The organism is Nonomuraea sp. NPDC049309 (assembly GCF_043196965.1).
Lineage (GTDB): Bacteria > Actinomycetota > Actinomycetes > Streptosporangiales > Streptosporangiaceae > Nonomuraea > Nonomuraea fastidiosa.
Genome location: NZ_JBICSH010000003.1, coordinates 743589 through 759418, shown reverse-complemented (window position 1 = coordinate 759418; position 15830 = coordinate 743589). Strand labels below are relative to the sequence as shown.

The following is a 15830-nucleotide window of genomic DNA, read 5'->3' as shown; positions in this document are numbered from 1 at the left end:
CTGGTAGTCGGAGAAATCACCGGCTCGATGTGCATCCCGCGTCCGTTCCCGATGACATTTGTCATTACGCTGAGCCCATGACGCGCGCCGATAAGGACAAACCGGTCGTTCTCTCCCGCATCTACACCCGCACCGGCGACGACGGCACGACCGCGCTGGTCGACGGGAGCCGCACCGCGAAGACCGACCCCAGGCTCGTCGCCTACGCCGACGTGGAGGAGGCCAACGCCCACCTGGGCTTGGCGCTGTCGTACGGCACGCTGCCCGCCGAGCTGGCCGAGGTGCTGGGCAGGGTGCAGAACGAGCTGTTCGACGTGGGGGCCGACCTGGCGACGCCGGTCGTGGAGAACCCCGAGTTCCCGCCGCTGCGCGTGGAGGCGCCGTACATCGCCTGGCTCGAGGAACAGTGCGATCGCTTCAACGCAGGGCTCAAGCCGCTGCGGAGCTTCATCCTGCCGGGCGGCGACCCCGCCACGGCGGCGCTGCACGTGGCCCGCGTCACCGTACGCCGCGCGGAGCGGTCGGCATGGGCGGCCATCGAGGCGCACGACGACACCAACCCGCTGACCGCGAAATACCTCAACCGCCTGTCGGACCTGCTCTTCATCGCCTGCCGGGTCGCGCACGACGGCAAGGAGATCCTCTGGAAGCCCGGCGGCACGCGCTGAGAGGCCGCTCTCCGGGCCGGGCAGGGGCGTCCCCGGTCGTCAGGGCTCAGGCGACGTCCAGGTACGCGCTCGGGGGCGCCGACTCCAGCCAGGCCAGGAAGCCGGTCATCGCGTCGGCGCTCATCGCGAGCGAGATGTTCTGCGTGCTGCCGGAGCAGTCGACGGCGTACAGCCCGCCGTCGATCTCTCTGCGGGCGGAAACGACAAGGCCGCGCCTCGCAATAGCGTGACGCGGCCTGAGTCGGACGCCCAGCAGCGGAATCCAGTGGAGCTCACCGTCGGCGTAGCGGGCCACCCCGCTCTGCCAGCCGCGCTCCCCCACGCGCAGCCGACAGGGTACGCTCCCGCGGGCGCGCGAGAGCATGACACCGCGAACGACGATGAGGGCGGCAAGTAGCACTACGAGAATCACAACCGTCGCCACCATGCCGCCCCCCTGAGCCCGCTTGATAGGTGCTATTAAACCTCTTCGCCCGCCGCGCGCAGGCGGGCCCTGGCACGCTTGGCCTCAAGGGCCGCGTCGGCGTCCTCCTGGTTGGCCTCGATCGAGGCCTGGGCCCGGTCGAGAGCGTCACGAGCCGCGGCGACGTCGACCTCGGAGCCGAGCTCGGCCTGCTCGGCCAGCACGGAGACCTCGTCGTCGGCGACGGAGATGAAGCCCCCGTGCACCGCGGCGACCAGCTCCGGCTCGCCTTCCCGCTTGACGCGCAGCACCCCGCCCTCGACGAGAACGCCGAGCACAGGTGCGTGTTGCGGCATAATACCGATCTCGCCGTCCACGGTCTTGGCAATCACCATGTCGGCCTCGCCCGACCAGATCTCACGCTCGGGTGAGACAACCCCTACGCGTAGCTTCGCCACTTGTGTAGGTTCCTTTCCGATCAGGTGGTGGCACGGCGGGCGTGCCGCGCCACCACCGTGGGGCGATTAGCGACGCTCGAGTTCCTTGGCCTTGGCGATGGCCTGATCGATGCCACCCACCATGAAGAACGCCTGCTCGGGCAGGTGGTCGTACTCACCGGCGCACAGACCCTTGAAGGAGGCGATGGTCTCGTCCAGCGGCACGGTCTCGCCGGGCTGGCCGGTGAAGGCCTCGGCCGCGTACATCGGGTGCGACAGGAAACGCTCGATGCGGCGGGCCCGCTGAACGATGACCTTGTCCTCCTCGGACAGCTCGTCGATACCGAGGATCGCGATGATGTCCTGGAGCTCGCGGTACTTCTGCAGGATCCGCTTGGTCTCCTGGGCCACCTGGTAGTGCTCCTCGCCCACGATCTGCGGGTCGAGGATCCGGGAGGAGGAGTCGAGCGGGTCCACCGCGGGGTAGATGCCCTTCTCGGAGATGGGCCGCGAGAGCACGGTCTGCGCGTCGAGGTGCGCGAACGCGTTGTGCGGCGCCGGGTCGGTGATGTCGTCCGCGGGGACGTAGATCGCCTGCATGGAGGTGATCGAGTGGCCGCGGGTCGAGGTGATGCGCTCCTGGAGCACACCCATCTCGTCGGCCAGCGTGGGCTGGTAACCCACGGCGGACGGCATACGGCCGAGCAGCGTCGAGACCTCGGAACCGGCCTGCGTGAAGCGGAAGATGTTGTCGATGAACAGCAGCACGTCCTGCTTCTGCACATCGCGGAAGTACTCCGCCATCGTCAGCGCCGACAGCGCCACGCGCAGACGGGTGCCCGGCGGCTCGTCCATCTGGCCGAAGACGAGCGCGGTGTCCTTGAGCACGCCGGCCTCGGCCATCTCCAGCCAGAGGTCGTTGCCCTCACGGGTGCGCTCGCCCACACCGGCGAAGCAGGACGTACCACCGAAGTTACGGGCGACGCGGCGGATCATCTCCTGGATGAGCACCGTCTTGCCCACGCCGGCGCCACCGAACAGGCCGATCTTGCCACCCTGCACGTACGGGGTGAGCAGGTCGATGACCTTGATGCCGGTGACCAGCAGCTCCGTGCGGGACTCCAGCTGGTCGAAGGAGGGCGACGGCCGGTGGATCGGCCAGCGCTCCTCGACCTTCAGCGTGGAGGTCGGGACGTCGAGCGTCTCGCCCAGCGCGTTCCACACGTGGCCCTTGACGACGTCGCCCACGGGCACCGAGATCGGGGCGCCAGTGTCGACGACCGGCGCGCCGCGGACCAGGCCGTCGGTGGGCTGCATGGAGATGGCGCGGACGAGGTTGTCACCCAGGTGCTGGGCGACCTCGAGCGTCAGGGTCTTGGTCTCGCCACCGAGGGTCACCTCGACTTTGAGCGCGTTGTAGATGTCGGGCATCGCATCGACGGGGAACTCCACGTCGACGACGGCGCCGGTGACACGTGCCACGCGGCCAGTGCCGGCCGCGGGGGCTTCGGTAGTTTCTACAGCCTCTGCAGTCATTTCACTCTTTCCCCGCTGCGGCGTCAGCGAGCGCGTTGGCGCCACCGACGATCTCGCTGATTTCCTGGGTGATCTCGGCCTGGCGAGCCTGGTTCATCTGCTGGGTGAGCACCCGCATCAGCTCGTTGGCGTTGTCGGTCGCCGACTTCATCGCACGCCGCCGCGCGGCCTCCTCCGAGGCGGCGGACTGCAGCAGCGCCGTGAAGATGCGCGACTCCACATAGCGCGGCAGCAGCGACTCCAGCACATCGCCGGCGGTCGGTTCGAACTCGAAGTACGGCGGGATCGCAGTGGACTCCGTCGCCTCGGTCTCCTCGATCTCCAGCGGGAGGATGCGCTTGACCACGACGTTCTGCGACAGCATCGAGACGAACTCGGTCGAGACGATGTGGATCTCGTCGATGCCGTTGTCGTCCTTGAACGACTCGATCAGCGTGCCGGCGATCTCCTTGGCGTCGGCGTAGGACGGCTTACGGGTGAAGCCGGTCCAGCTGCCGCCCATCTCCCTGTTGCGGAAGGTGTGCCAGGTGACGCCCTTCTGACCGGTCACGAACGGCACGGCCTCGATGCCGCGGCCCTCCAGCAGCCCGCGCAGGGCCTCGGCCTCGCGCAGCACGTTGGCGTTGAAGCCGCCGCAGAATCCGCTGTCGCTGGTGACGATGAGCACGCCCGCCTTGGCGGGGTTCTCCTTCGCCACGATCAGCGGATGGTCGATGCTGGCCGCGTTGCTGACGACGCCCGTGACGGCGCGCGTGATCTCGCGCTCGTACGGCAGCGCCGCCTGCATCCGCTGCTGCGCCCGGACGATCCGTGAAGAGGCGATGAGCTCCTGCGCGCGGGTGATCTTCGCGGTGGACTTCACCGAGTTGATCCGCCGCCGCAGCTGCCTTAGCTGGGCACCCATCTGCTACTTCTTCTCCGCCGGACGGACGACCTTCTTGATCTTCTCCTGGCCGACCTCGTCGGAGGCCAGCGGAGCGACCGGCTCGTCCTTGACCAGCAGCTCACCGGAGGAGGTGGTGAAGCCCTTCTTGAACTCCGTGATGGCGTCCTTCAGAGCGGTCACCGTGTCGTCGGACAGCTCGCCCGTCTCGCGGATGGTGTCGAGGATGCCCTTGTGCGAGGAGGCCAGGTAGTCGAGGAACTCGGCCTCGAACCGGCGGATGTCCTCGACCGGGACCTCGTCCAGCTCACCCGTGGTGCCGGACCACACCGACACGACCTGGCGCTCGACCGGGAACGGCTGGTACTGCGGCTGCTTGAGCAGCTCGACCAGTCGCTGACCGCGCTCGAGCTGGGCGAGCGAGGCGGCGTCGAGGTCGGAGGCGAACGCGGCGAACGCCTCCAGGTCGCGGTACTGCGACAGCGACAGCTTCAGCGTACCGGCGACCTTGCGCATGGCCTTGACCTGCGCCGAGCCACCGACTCGGGAGACCGAGATACCGACGTTGATCGCCGGGCGGACACCGGCGTTGAACAGGTCGGTCTCCAGGAAGCACTGGCCGTCGGTGATGGAGATGACGTTGGTCGGGATGAACGCCGACACGTCGTTGCCCTTGGTCTCGATGACCGGCAGACCCGTCATCGAGCCACCGCCCATGTCGTCGGAGAGCTTCGCGCAGCGCTCCAGCAGCCGGGAGTGGAGGTAGAAGACGTCGCCGGGGAAGGCCTCACGGCCCGGCGGGCGACGCAACAGCAGGGACACGGCGCGGTAGGCGTCGGCCTGCTTGGTCAGGTCGTCGAAGACGATCAGAACGTGCTTGCCCTGGTACATCCAGTGCTGGCCGATGGCCGAACCGGTGTACGGGGCGAGGTACTTGAAGCCGGCCGGGTCGGAGGCCGGGGCGGCGACGATGGTGGTGTACTCCATCGCGCCTGCCTCCTCAAGGCGGGCCCTCACCTGCGCGATCGTCGAGCCCTTCTGGCCGACGGCGACGTAGACGCAGCGGACCTGCTGCTCGGGGTCGCCCGAGAGCCAGCCCTCGCGCTGGTTGAGGATCGTGTCCACGGCGATCGCGGTCTTGCCGGTGCCACGGTCACCGATGATCAGCTGGCGCTGGCCGCGGCCGATCGGCGTCATGGCGTCGATCGCCTTGATGCCGGTCTGCAGCGGCTGCTTCACCGGCTGCCGCTGCACGACGGAGGGGGCCTGCAGCTCGAGGGCGCGGATGCCCTCGGCCTCGATGGCACCCTTGCCGTCGAGCGGGTTGCCCAGGGGGTCGACCACGCGGCCGAGGAAGTTGTCGCCGACGGGCACGGACAGGACCTCGCCCGTCCTGCGGACCGTCTGGCCCTCCTCGATGCCGGCGAACTCGCCCAGGATAACGGCACCGATCTCGCGGGTGTCGAGGTTCAGTGCCAGGCCGCGCGTGCCGTTCTCGAACTCCAGCAGCTCGTTCGCCATCGCCGAGGGAAGGCCGGAGACATGGGCAATGCCGTCGCCGGCGTCGACGACGGTCCCGATCTCCTCGCGCGCGGCGCCTTCCGGTTCGTACGCCTGGACGAAGCGCTCAAGCGCGTCCCGGATCTCGTCCGGCCGGATCGTAAGCTCCGCCATCTCTACTCTGTCTCCCTATTCGCCTAGCCGGCCAACCGGCGGCGGACTTCTTCGATTCGTCCCACAATGGTGGTGTCGATGATCTCGTCGCCGATGCGGACCGAGAACCCACCGAGCACTCGCTTGTCCACCTCGACGTTCAGGTGCACGTCCCGCCCGTACGAGGCGCGCAGCCACGCCTTCAGGCGCTCCTTCTGCGCGTCGGTCAGCTCGACCGCGCTGCGCACCACCGCCACCAGGCGCTGGCGCTGCTGGGCGACCAGTCGGCCGACCTCTTCCAGGCCGGCTTCCAGACTACGTCCTCGCGGATGCACAACGAGCTGCGTGATCAGGCGCAGGCTGGTCGGCGCGACCTTGCCCTCAAGGAGGCTGCGCAGCAGCGCGCGCTTGCCCTCCTCGGGAGCGGACGCGTCGGCGAGCGCCCTGCGCAGGTCGGGGTTGGCGGCGACGATGCGGCCGAAGCGGAAGATCTCGTCCTCCACGTCGTCGAGCCTGCCCTGGCCCTCCGCCTCCGCCGCCGCGGCCACGACACCGAGCCGCTCGAGCACGTCGGCCAGGTCGCCCGTGCGCGACCAGCGCGCCGAGACCGCGGCCTCGGCCGTGGCCAGGGCGGCCTCGCCGACCTTGCCCTGCAGCAGCGAGCGCAGCACGCCCGCCTTCTGCTCGGCCAGCCTGGCCGGGTCGGACAGGGCGCGGCGCAGGCCGTGCTCGCGGTCGAGCAGGTCCGCGATGGCGAACAGCTCGTCAGAGAGCGCGCCGAGGTCGGCGCTGCCCGCGACCGCGTTGAACCGCTCTTCGACCTCGACAAGCGAGGCCCTGCTCAAACCCCTCATCGATCGCTCACCCGCTCCTCGTTCGCCGCGCGGACGCGCACGCCGCGCGCGTGTCCGCTCCGCTCACCGCGGGGGGTTCGCTCCAGCATCAGCGCACCGCCTGCGCGTTGCTGTTCTCCAGCTCGTCGAGGAACCGGTCCACGATGCGGCTCTGGCGGACCTCGTCCTCCAGGGACTCGCCGACGATGCGGCCGGCCAGCTCGGTCGACAGGCGGCCGATCTCGGCGCGGAGCTGGGCGAAGGCCGCCTGGCGGTCGGCCTCGATCTGGGCGTGCGCGGCCTCCACGAGACGGCGGGCCTCGGCCTGCGCCTCCTCGCGGAGCTCGGCCTTGATCTGCGCGGCCTGCTCACGCGCCTCCTCGCGCAGCCTGGCGGCCTCGCGACGGGCCTCCTCGAGCTGCTCCTGGTAGCGCTTCTGCAGGGCCTGCGCCTCGGCCTGCGCCTCCTCCGCCCGCTTGATGCCACCCTCGATGGCGTCGGTGCGCTCGGCCAGCGTCTTCTGGATGCGCGGGACGAGCAGCTTGCCGACGACGAGGAAGACGACGAGGAACGCGAAGATACCGACGACGAGCTCGTACGTGTGCGGAATGAGCGGGCTCGATTCCGCCGCAAGGAGCGTAGCTGCCTTGATGACCATGTTGCAGCCTTCCGTCAGTTGGGGGCGATCAGATGCCCGAGAAGATGAACGGCGCCACCAGGCCGATCAGGGCGAGGGCCTCGGTGAGGACGAAGCCGAGGAGCATGTTCTGGCGGATCAGGCCGTAAGCCTCCGGCTGACGGGCGATGGCCTGCACGCCCTGACCGAAGATGATGCCGACGCCGATGCCGGGGCCGATGGCGGCGAGACCGTAACCGATGGCGGTGACGTTGCCGGAGACCTCAGCGAGAACGCTCATTGTTCGTATTCCTTTACTTAACGGCCGGTGGATTGGGTATCACCGGTCATGGACATTCCGTGAGTCGTGCGGTGGTTCTCAGTGCTCCGCGTGGAGCGAGTTGCCGATGTACATCGCCGCCAGCATCGCGAACAGGAAGGCCTGCAGGAACTGGATGAACATCTCGAAGCCGGTCAGGATGATCGTCATCACCACGCCGATCACGCCGACGGGGGCGCCCAGCGGCGTCAGCTTCTCGAACAGGAACCAGAAACCGACCAGGCTGAAGAAGGCCAGCAGCATGTGGCCGGCGAACATGTTCGCGAAGAGTCGGACCGCGTGGGTGAAGGGGGCGATGATCAGGTTCGACAGGAACTCGATCGGAGCCAGCAGGACGTAGATGAACTTCGGCAGCCCCGGAGGGAACATCATGTTCTTGAAGTAGCCGAGCGCGCCCTGGTGCTTCATGCCGAGGTAGATCTTGAGGATGTAGATCAGACCGGCGAGCACGGCGGGGAAGGCGATGTGCGAGGCCACCGGGAACTGCAGGATGGGGATGACGCCCATGAGGTTCCACAGCAGGACCACGAAGAAGATCGAGACGAGCAGCCCCATCCACTGGTCGGCGTCCTTGCCCAGGAAGGGCCGGGCGACCTGGTCGCGGACGAACATGTAGCCGTACTCGACGACGTTCTGCAGGCCCCTGGGCACGACCTTCGGGTTGCCGAAGGCGCCCCAGCACACGGCGATCACGACGATCGACGTGAGGATCGCGAGCAGGACCGGCTTGGTGAACCAGTCGACACCCGCGATGATGGGGGGCAGGTCGAACAGCTCTTCAGGCGTAGGCGCCCCGAACTGATCGCCATGTGGAGCGAGGACCGTCAGCGCACTCACGCGGCGTTCCCTTCAACGTCGTAGTGGATCACAAGAGTTACCTCGGCGAAGTGATCGCTGCGCCGGGTTAGCGACTGAACTTGCGGTAGGCCAGGTAGCCGGCGAGCACAACCCCCAGAACCACGCCTATGGGGAAGAACGCGGACATGTCCAACCACCGGTCCAGCAACCACCCGAGACCGCCGTAGACGGCCATCCCCGCGAGCAGATAGCTGGGGACTGACCACATGGCGTCGGCGAAGTCGCGACCGTCTTCTTCCGGTCGGCGTTCCTGTGCGCTCATCGCGGCCCCGACGATAGCAGGCGGACAGAGGGCTAGTCATATCGGACCCCGCCTGGTCACCAGGGTTCATGAGTCGCCCCTACCGGGGACCCGGGCCTCGGGGTCGACGTACAGCATCTTGGTCTTCATGAAGGCGCGGGCCTCGAAGCCGGTCCACACGAGAGTGCAGATCACCACCGACCACGCGAAAGCGAGCGTGTTCCACGCCGTGGTGTCGCGGAACGCGTTGAGCACGACCATGATGACGACGACCTTGACGAGGTAGCTCAGCATCGCGGCGATCGCCATCAGCTGGGGAGAGACGCGGGCGGCGTACGACACCACCACCACGCTGACGCTGAAGAAGACCCCGACGAGCGCAGTGCCGAGGGCTGCGCCGAGCGCTCCCTTGCCACCTGCCACCACGAGGGACACGAGCACGGCGACCACCCCGACCGCGAGAGTCGGAAGCGCGGCGCTCTTGAGTACGCGCACGTCGTTGGCCTGCATCAATGCTCCATCGGCAAGTTATCAAGCGAGCGTTTGCTACCTCCAGAACCGGTGCATCTGGAGGCCCCTGCTCGTGAAAGATATCACAAGCTCACGGAAGACCGCTTTTACCTGCCGTTTCTAGTTCACGATCACGGACGATACGGAAATGCGGTGATGACCGTTTTGCCGTCTTCTGTCGCTCTTTCCTGAGCGGCGCCGCCCGGCGGCGGCATCTGCCCTCTGACCTGCCGGTCCGGCAGGACCGGCGGCATCGGGCCGGTCGGGGGGCCGTCGTCGTCGCCCGGCTCGCCGCCGCCCTGGGACGGCGGGCGCGAGCCGCCCCTGCCGCGCCAGCGCGGCGCCGCCATCAGCACGAGCACGGCCAGCGCCAGCACGATGAAGACCGGGAACAGCAGCACCGGCACGCCCTGGCGGGACATCAGCACCACGACGAAGGCGAACAGGAACGCCCACGCGTACATGATCAGCACCGAGCGGCGCTGCGAGTGGCCGATGTCGAGCAGCCGGTGATGCAGGTGACCGCGGTCGGGCGCGAACGGCGACAGGCCCTGCGACGTACGCCGCACCACCGCGGTGATCAGGTCGACGAGCGGCAGCACCAGGATCGCGGCCGGCAGGATCAGCGGCAGCAGCACGCCGAACTTGTTCATGTTCTCGATGGCCGCCGGGTCGAGCGGCGTCACCGTGACGATCGACGAGGCCAGCACCAGGCCGATCAGCATGGCGCCGGTGTCGCCCATGAAGATCTTCGCCGGGTGGAAGTTGTGCGGCAGGAAGCCGACGCAGGTGCCGATGAGCACGGCCGCGATGGCGGCGGTCGTGGTGATGTTGCCGACCGCCATGCTCTGCGCGAGGAAGATCGAGTACGCCCAGGTCGCCAGGGCCGCGATGCCGACGATGCCGGCCGCGAGACCGTCGAGCCCGTCGACGAAGTTGACCGCGTTGATGGTGACCACCACCACCAGGATGGTGATGATCGTGCTGAGCGTGTAGTCGAGGCTGGTCGAACCGCCCCAGTCCTTCGGCAGCGGGATGTACAGCAAGCGCAGGTTGTAGGCCACGAGCACGCCGGCCGCCGCGATCTGCCCGCCGAGCTTGATGAAGGCGTCCATGCCCCACCAGTCGTCGAGGAAGCCCGTCACCGTGATGAGGGCACCGGCCACGATGAGCGCCGTGACCACGTTCGCGTCGTACTCCGCGAGCGCCGCGCCGCTGTGCGGCAGCCGGCTCGCCACCAGCAGGCCCACCACCAGGCCGCCGTACATCGCCAGCCCGCCCAGCCTGGGCGTCGGCGTGGTGTGCACATCTCGCTCGCGAACCTCGGGCATGGCGCCGATGCGGATGGCGAAGCGGCGTACCAACGGCACCAGCAGGTAGGTCACCGCCGCTGAGATGAGCGCCATGAACAGGTATTCGCGCACGACCCTAGTTTCCCGGATCCACCGGCCAGTTGTGACCGGAAAACGACACAGACCAGCTTAATGTTCGCCGAGATATGGCCGATGTATGGCGAGAAGCGCCGCGGCTCTTTCCCTGACCTCCCGCACCGTCCCCGGCCTGCGCACCGCCGCCGCCACCAGCCTGCCCACCTCGGCCAGGTCGTCCTCGCCCATGCCCTGCGTGGTCACGCACGGCGTCCCCACCCTGATGCCCGACGTCACCGCCGGGGGTTCCGGATCGTACGGGACCGCGTTCCTGTTCAGCGTGATCCCCGCGGCCGCGCACCTGAGCTCCGCCTCGGCCCCCGTCACGCCCGCCTCGCGCAGGTCGATGAGCGCCAGATGCGTGTCCGTGCCGCCGGACACCGGCCGCAGCCCCTCCGCCGCCAGCGACTCCGCAAGCGCCCGCGCGTTCGACACCACCCGCCTTGCGTAACTCGCGAACTCCGGCCGCATCGCCTCGCCGAACGCCACCGCCTTGGCCGCCACCACATGCATCAGCGGCCCGCCCTGCACGAACGGGAACACCGCCCGGTCGATCCGCCTGGCCAGCTCCGACGTGCACAGGATCGCGCCGCCGCGCGGGCCTCTCAGCGTCTTGTGCGTGGTGAACGTGACCACGTCCGCATGCGGCACCGCCGACGGGATCGCGCCGCCCGCCATCAACCCCACAGGATGCGCCACATCCGCCAGCAACCACGCCCCCACCTCGTCGGCGATGCAGCGGAAGATCGAGTAGTCGATCAACCTCGGGTACGCCGTCGCCCCGCACACGATCAGCTTCGGCCGGTACCGCAGCGCCAGATCGCGCACCTCGTCGTAGTCGATCAGTTCGGTGTCGCGACGCACGCCGTACGACACGACGTCGAACCAGCGTCCCGAGAAATTCACCTTCGAGCCGTGCGTCAGATGGCCGCCGTGCGGCAGCGCCATCGCCAGCATCGTGTCACCCGGCTGCAGCAGCGCCGCGTACGCGGCCAGGTTCGCCGACGCACCCGAATGAGGCTGCACGTTCGCGTGCTCCGCCCCGAACAACCTCCGGGCCCGCTCCACCGCCAGGTGCTCCGCCCGGTCCACGACCTCGCAGCCGCCGTAATAGCGCCGGCCCGGGTAGCCCTCGGCGTACTTGTTGGTCAACGTGGAGCCCAGGGCGGCCAGCACGGCGGGCGAGGTGAAATTCTCGCTCGCGATGAGCTGGATGCCGCCGCGCACCCGGTCCAGCTCGTCGAGCAGCACCTGCGCGATCTCGGGATCGCGCTCCTGCAGCAGCCCGAAGTCCGGGCCGTAGTAGGGCTCCGCACCCATTTCCCCACTGTACGACCGGATGTCCGTTTTTCCCATACACGATGGCTGCCCCGAAATCCGCCCTCATGACAACCCACCCCCACCCGTTCGGGACTCCCCCGCTCCGCACCGCCGACGCCCGTGCGCCGCCCCCCGGCACACGCCTCCCGGCGGCTCACCCGCCACCGGCCGCGCAACCGCAGCCCCTCCGGCTCCCCCGGTTACAAGCCGGCCAGGTCCCTCTCCCCACGCTGAGCACCCGCCCTCAGGAACGGCGGGCCGCGACCTTCGTGGGCAGCGCGGGTCCCGCAGACACCAGCGAAGGTACGAAAAGGCGCACCCACCGAAGGCGCGGCTCTCGGCGAAGGTCGTCGGCGGCGGCTCGTGGGCGGTGGGCCACCGCAGCGGTGGCTGGTCTGCTCCGGCTCCTCCAGCCGGTCGGTGGCGAGTCAGGACGAGCAGACGTGGGCCGTTCCCGCGCCTTCGAGGCGGGCAGGCGCGAAGGCCGGTGACGGAGACAGGACGGGTGGGCGCTCGATGTCGCTGCCTGCGACTCCGGACGGACAGGCGGGAGAGGCCGGCGGCGGCGGTCAGGACGGGTAGGCGTGAGGGGCGTTGGCGGTGGTGGGGAGCCAGCGCGGGGTGTCGGAGGCCTCGTCACTGATCGTGGTCAGCACAGCGTGCCGGTAGAGGGCCAGGCGGTTGCGCCACTCCCTGATGTCCTCGACGTACCGCTTCCCGACCGGGGCGTCCCACGTCTGAGGGCTGGTCGCCATCTGGTACGCCTTGTCCAGCACGGCCCTGAGCTCGTCGAGCTGCGGCTTGACCGTCTGCCAGGCGACGACCAGGCGTTCGTAGTCGGGGTTGAAGCGCCAGGCGCGCTGCGGGTCTTCGAGCGGGCCGGTGGTGTTGATCGGCGGCGTCTCGTAAGGCCCCCTGGGCTTGGGCGCCGGCGGGTCGACGTACATCACGCTCTCCTCTCCGGGTCCACCTCACCGGGCGGGCCGTCCGGCCTGATGTCCTCGGGCGCCCAGGCGCCTCTGCCGTACTCTCCGGGCGGAACCCGCACGGACGGCATCTCCTGGGGCAGGACGTCGCGGTGGTGCTCGATGACGGTCCCGATGGCCTCCAGGTCCGGCGGGCTTACGTCGATCGACACGACCTCGTCGCCGTCGCCCGCCGCCCTTGCGCCGTCCTGGCCGGTCGCGGTGTCGGGGCCTGGGTCGACGTCGTACGCGATCAGCACGTTGTACGCACCGGTCCCGCCATCTTGACCCGCGCCCTCGCCGCCCCGTCCCAGAGCGTCGTAGACCGCCTCCGCCCCGTAACCGGCCCCTTGGCCCGCGCCGAGGTCGTAACCCGCCTCCTGGGCCGACACGGAGCCGTATCCGGCGCCTGACGCGGCTCCACCCCCTGCACCAGCGCCCGGTACCGTGTCCGAGCCCAGAACCACCCCGGCCCCAGCCTCCGAACCTGGAACCGCCCCGGGTGCTGCGCCCGCTCCTTGCGCCGCACCGTAACCCGCGTCCGAACCCGGGCCCGTACCGGATCCTGCGCCCGCTGCCTGCGCCGCACCCGCGTTCGGGCCCAGATCCGTGCCGGGCCCTGCGCCCGCTCCTTGCACCGCACCGTAACCCGCGTCCGAAACCGGACCCGTACCGGACCCTGCGCCCACTGCCTGCGCCGCACCGTAACCCGCGCTGGAGCCGGGTACCGTGCCGGAGCCCGCGCTGGAGCCGTGTCCTGTGCCGGTCTGGCCGGTTCCCTGCGTTGCGCCGCCGGTCCCTCGGTCGGGTGTCGTACTCGACGGGTCGGTGGCGGTGCCGTTGGGGGGTTCGACGGACGGGTCGGTCGGCGGGATCGTGACGGGCCTGCCCCGGCCATCCGCACTCTGGCCATCAGCCCCGGCACCTGTACCCTGACCACCCGGCTCGCCGCGTCCCCCGCCCCCATCGGCACCCTGGCCCCCGCCGCCCGCACCCCGATCTCCACTCCCACCACTGACGCCCTGCTCACCGGACCCGGTCCCACCGGTCCCCCGGTCGCCCGCTCCGGCGTCGCCCGCGCCGCGCTCACCGTTCCCCGTGCCGGCGGCACCGCGATCGCCGGTCCCCTGGTCAGCGGATCCCGTTCCGCCCGTCCCCCGGTTTCCGGTTCCCGCGTCACCCGTGTCGCAGTCGCCGGTCCTGCCGCCACCAGCAGGACGATCCCCGTTGCCGTTGCCATCGCCGCCGCGATCGCCGGTCCCGGTGCTGCCGGTCCCCTGGTCGCCGGCACCCGCGTTCCCGGAACCCTGGCCGCCGTTCGGCCGGTCGCCGGTCCCCGTAGCGCCTGTCCCACGCTCGCCGGTCCCGGTGTCGCCCGCACCGCGAGTCCCAGACCCGGTGTCGCCCGCGCCGCGATCCCCGGTGCCGGTGCCACCCGTCCCCTGGTCGCCGGTGCCCGCGCCGCCGGGGCCTTGGCCGGCGGGGTCTCCGGTGCCCGTGCCGCGGTCGCCTGAGGGCTGGCCGGTGGCGGGTTGGTCGCCTGCGGGTGGGCACGTTCCGCCGGATGGCGTGCCGGTGGAGGTGTCCGCCGGGGCGTGGCCTCCCGCCACCGTGCCCGCTGACGTGCCCGCCACCGTGCCCGCTGACGTGCCTGCTGACGTGCTTCCCGCCGCCGACGACACGTGGCCGTCCCCCGCGGGACCGCCCGAGGTCGCTTCGGCGGGCGGGTACGTGCGTACGGGGTCCGCCCCGCCGGCCGGGTCGCCGGGGGCGATCGAGCCTGATGGGCCGTCGGGGCGGATGGCGCGTTCGGCCCACTCGCCCCTGCCGTACTCGCCCGGCTGGGCCTGCACGCCGGGCATGTCCTGGGGCGCGAAGTTGCGGTGATCGTCGGTGATCGTCCGGTAGGCGTCCACGTCCGGGCGGCGGGCCCCGGCCGAGACGACGTCACTGCCGTCGTTCACGTAGCCGCCGATGTTCGCCGTGCCGGTCGAGGTGCTCCCGGTGCCGGTCGAGGTGGACGAGCCGTCGTTCGGCGGAAGGGCGGCGTTGTCGGCGCCGACCTTGGGCATCTCCGCCGGTTGGACCTTGTCGGGGTTGCGCAGCATGTCCTCGATGACCGCGGCGGACGGCGGGTCGAGCGGCACCTGCAGCACCTTGACGCCGTCCACCACCACGACCTGCGGCTTGCTCGCGTCCTGGCCGTCCCCGACGGGCTGCCCGTTCGCCGTCCCGTCGTTGGAGGTCCCGTTGTCCGCAGCCCCGTCGCCCGTGGTGCCGGTGTCCCGGGTGCCGGCGTCGGTGCCCCGGTCGCGGCGGCTGTCCAGGCCGTCGTCCTTGGGCTGGTCGGCCTGGTCGCCGGTCCTGCCGTCGCCGCCGTGCTTGTTTCCGTCGTTCTCGCACCGCTCCCCGGAGGCATCCGGCTTGTCACCGGTGCCCGGCTTCCCGTCCGCATCCGGCTTTCCGTCCGTGCTCGGCTTGTCGCCCGAGTCCGGCCGCCCGCTGGCGTCCGGCTTGCCATTCGAGTCCGGTTTGTCGCCCGAGTCCGGACGCTGCCCGGCATCGGGCTTCTCACTGGGAGCGTCGGGCTTCGCGGGCTTGGCATCGGGCTTGTCGCCAGGCTTGGCGTCGGGCTTGTCCTCAGGGACGCCGGGCTTGGCGGGCTTGTCGCCGGGCTTGTCGTCGGAGGCGCCAGGCTTGGCGGGCTTGTCGCCGGGTTTGGAGTCGGGTTTGGCGTCGGGCTTGTCCTCGGGGGCGCTGGGCTTGGCGGGCTTGGCGTCGGTGCCGTTCTTGCCGTCCGTCGCGGACTCCCCGCCACGGGGGTTCTCGTACCGCCCGCGTTCGCCCGGCACCTCCTTGGAGTCGTCGCCGGCGGTGCCCGAGCCCGCCTTCGGCGAATCCACCCGCTTCTCCAGCGTGGCCAGCCGCTTGTTGACGTCGCGCACCATCACGTCGATCGCGTCGGCGACCTGCACGGGACGGTGGGTGGTCTGGGTGGGCAGTCCGGCCTGGTGCAGGGCGTTGCGGACCCGCTCTTCGGTCGTACGCATCCGCTTCGCCGCCCGCTGCACCTCGGCCAGCAGGTCACGGACCAGCTTGGGGTCCATGCCGTCGTACTTGCCCATGCGCCACTCCCCGAC

At 69.9% G+C, this 15830-nt stretch carries 16 protein-coding genes; 1 reads left to right on the top strand and 15 read right to left on the bottom strand.

The annotated features are described in order from the left end of the window. Nucleotides 1-77 precede the first annotated feature (77 nt). The gene (locus ACGFIM_RS24070) at nucleotides 78-668 is read left to right on the top strand and encodes a cob(I)yrinic acid a,c-diamide adenosyltransferase (RefSeq protein ID WP_393203757.1); all 591 of its coding nucleotides are present in this window, start codon (nucleotides 78-80) and stop codon (nucleotides 666-668) included. A gap of 46 nt (nucleotides 669-714) precedes the next feature. On the opposite strand, the gene ACGFIM_RS24065 is transcribed toward ACGFIM_RS24070, so the two are convergent. The 15 genes from ACGFIM_RS24065 to ACGFIM_RS23995 form a co-directional block, all read right to left on the bottom strand. Next, nucleotides 715-1032 (bottom strand): DUF2550 domain-containing protein, encoded by a 318-nt coding sequence (locus tag ACGFIM_RS24065; RefSeq protein WP_393204178.1) that lies wholly within the window; start codon nucleotides 1030-1032, stop codon nucleotides 715-717. A 95-nt stretch (nucleotides 1033-1127) separates the two neighbouring features. Next, complete coding sequence (locus ACGFIM_RS24060) at nucleotides 1128-1529, bottom strand: F0F1 ATP synthase subunit epsilon (RefSeq protein ID WP_393203755.1); 402 nt, start codon at nucleotides 1527-1529, stop codon at nucleotides 1128-1130. A 66-nt stretch (nucleotides 1530-1595) separates the two neighbouring features. Beyond that, on the bottom strand, nucleotides 1596-3044 hold the full coding sequence (atpD, locus tag ACGFIM_RS24055) for a F0F1 ATP synthase subunit beta (RefSeq protein ID WP_393203753.1): 1449 nt from the start codon (nucleotides 3042-3044) through the stop codon (nucleotides 1596-1598). Nucleotide 3045: 1 nt separating this feature from the next. Further along, nucleotides 3046-3948, bottom strand: a complete 903-nt coding sequence (locus ACGFIM_RS24050) for a F0F1 ATP synthase subunit gamma (RefSeq protein WP_393203751.1) — start codon at nucleotides 3946-3948, stop codon at nucleotides 3046-3048. A gap of 3 nt (nucleotides 3949-3951) precedes the next feature. Then, a complete protein-coding gene (atpA, locus tag ACGFIM_RS24045; RefSeq protein ID WP_393203749.1) occupies nucleotides 3952-5601 on the bottom strand; it encodes a F0F1 ATP synthase subunit alpha in 1650 nt (549 codons plus the stop codon). A 23-nt stretch (nucleotides 5602-5624) separates the two neighbouring features. After that, nucleotides 5625-6434: a F0F1 ATP synthase subunit delta gene (locus tag ACGFIM_RS24040; protein WP_393203747.1), complete on the bottom strand. Its 810-nt coding sequence runs from the start codon at nucleotides 6432-6434 to the stop codon at nucleotides 5625-5627. An 88-nt stretch (nucleotides 6435-6522) separates the two neighbouring features. Further along, nucleotides 6523-7071 (bottom strand): F0F1 ATP synthase subunit B, encoded by a 549-nt coding sequence (locus tag ACGFIM_RS24035; RefSeq protein ID WP_393203745.1) that lies wholly within the window; start codon nucleotides 7069-7071, stop codon nucleotides 6523-6525. A gap of 28 nt (nucleotides 7072-7099) precedes the next feature. After that, nucleotides 7100-7330: an ATP synthase F0 subunit C gene (gene atpE, locus ACGFIM_RS24030; RefSeq protein WP_020546689.1), complete on the bottom strand. Its 231-nt coding sequence runs from the start codon at nucleotides 7328-7330 to the stop codon at nucleotides 7100-7102. 78 nt (nucleotides 7331-7408) lie between these two features. Continuing rightward, nucleotides 7409-8206 (bottom strand): F0F1 ATP synthase subunit A, encoded by a 798-nt coding sequence (gene atpB / locus ACGFIM_RS24025; RefSeq protein WP_393203743.1) that lies wholly within the window; start codon nucleotides 8204-8206, stop codon nucleotides 7409-7411. Between the two features lie 67 nt (nucleotides 8207-8273). Continuing rightward, the gene (locus tag ACGFIM_RS24020; protein WP_355429926.1) at nucleotides 8274-8489 is read right to left on the bottom strand and encodes an AtpZ/AtpI family protein; all 216 of its coding nucleotides are present in this window, start codon (nucleotides 8487-8489) and stop codon (nucleotides 8274-8276) included. 66 nt (nucleotides 8490-8555) lie between these two features. Continuing rightward, nucleotides 8556-8978, bottom strand: a complete 423-nt coding sequence (locus ACGFIM_RS24015) for a hypothetical protein (RefSeq protein WP_393203740.1) — start codon at nucleotides 8976-8978, stop codon at nucleotides 8556-8558. Between the two features lie 131 nt (nucleotides 8979-9109). Continuing rightward, nucleotides 9110-10402, bottom strand: a complete 1293-nt coding sequence (locus ACGFIM_RS24010; protein WP_393203738.1) for a glycosyltransferase family 4 protein — start codon at nucleotides 10400-10402, stop codon at nucleotides 9110-9112. 57 nt (nucleotides 10403-10459) lie between these two features. Beyond that, on the bottom strand, nucleotides 10460-11725 hold the full coding sequence (glyA, locus tag ACGFIM_RS24005) for a serine hydroxymethyltransferase (RefSeq protein WP_393203736.1): 1266 nt from the start codon (nucleotides 11723-11725) through the stop codon (nucleotides 10460-10462). Nucleotides 11726-12294: 569 nt separating this feature from the next. Beyond that, nucleotides 12295-12672, bottom strand: a complete 378-nt coding sequence (locus ACGFIM_RS24000) for a hypothetical protein (RefSeq protein WP_393203734.1) — start codon at nucleotides 12670-12672, stop codon at nucleotides 12295-12297. Further along, on the bottom strand, nucleotides 12672-15815 hold the full coding sequence (locus tag ACGFIM_RS23995) for a hypothetical protein (protein WP_393203732.1): 3144 nt from the start codon (nucleotides 15813-15815) through the stop codon (nucleotides 12672-12674). The genes ACGFIM_RS24000 and ACGFIM_RS23995 overlap by 1 nt, the downstream gene beginning before the upstream one ends. Nucleotides 15816-15830: the final 15 nt, after the last annotated feature.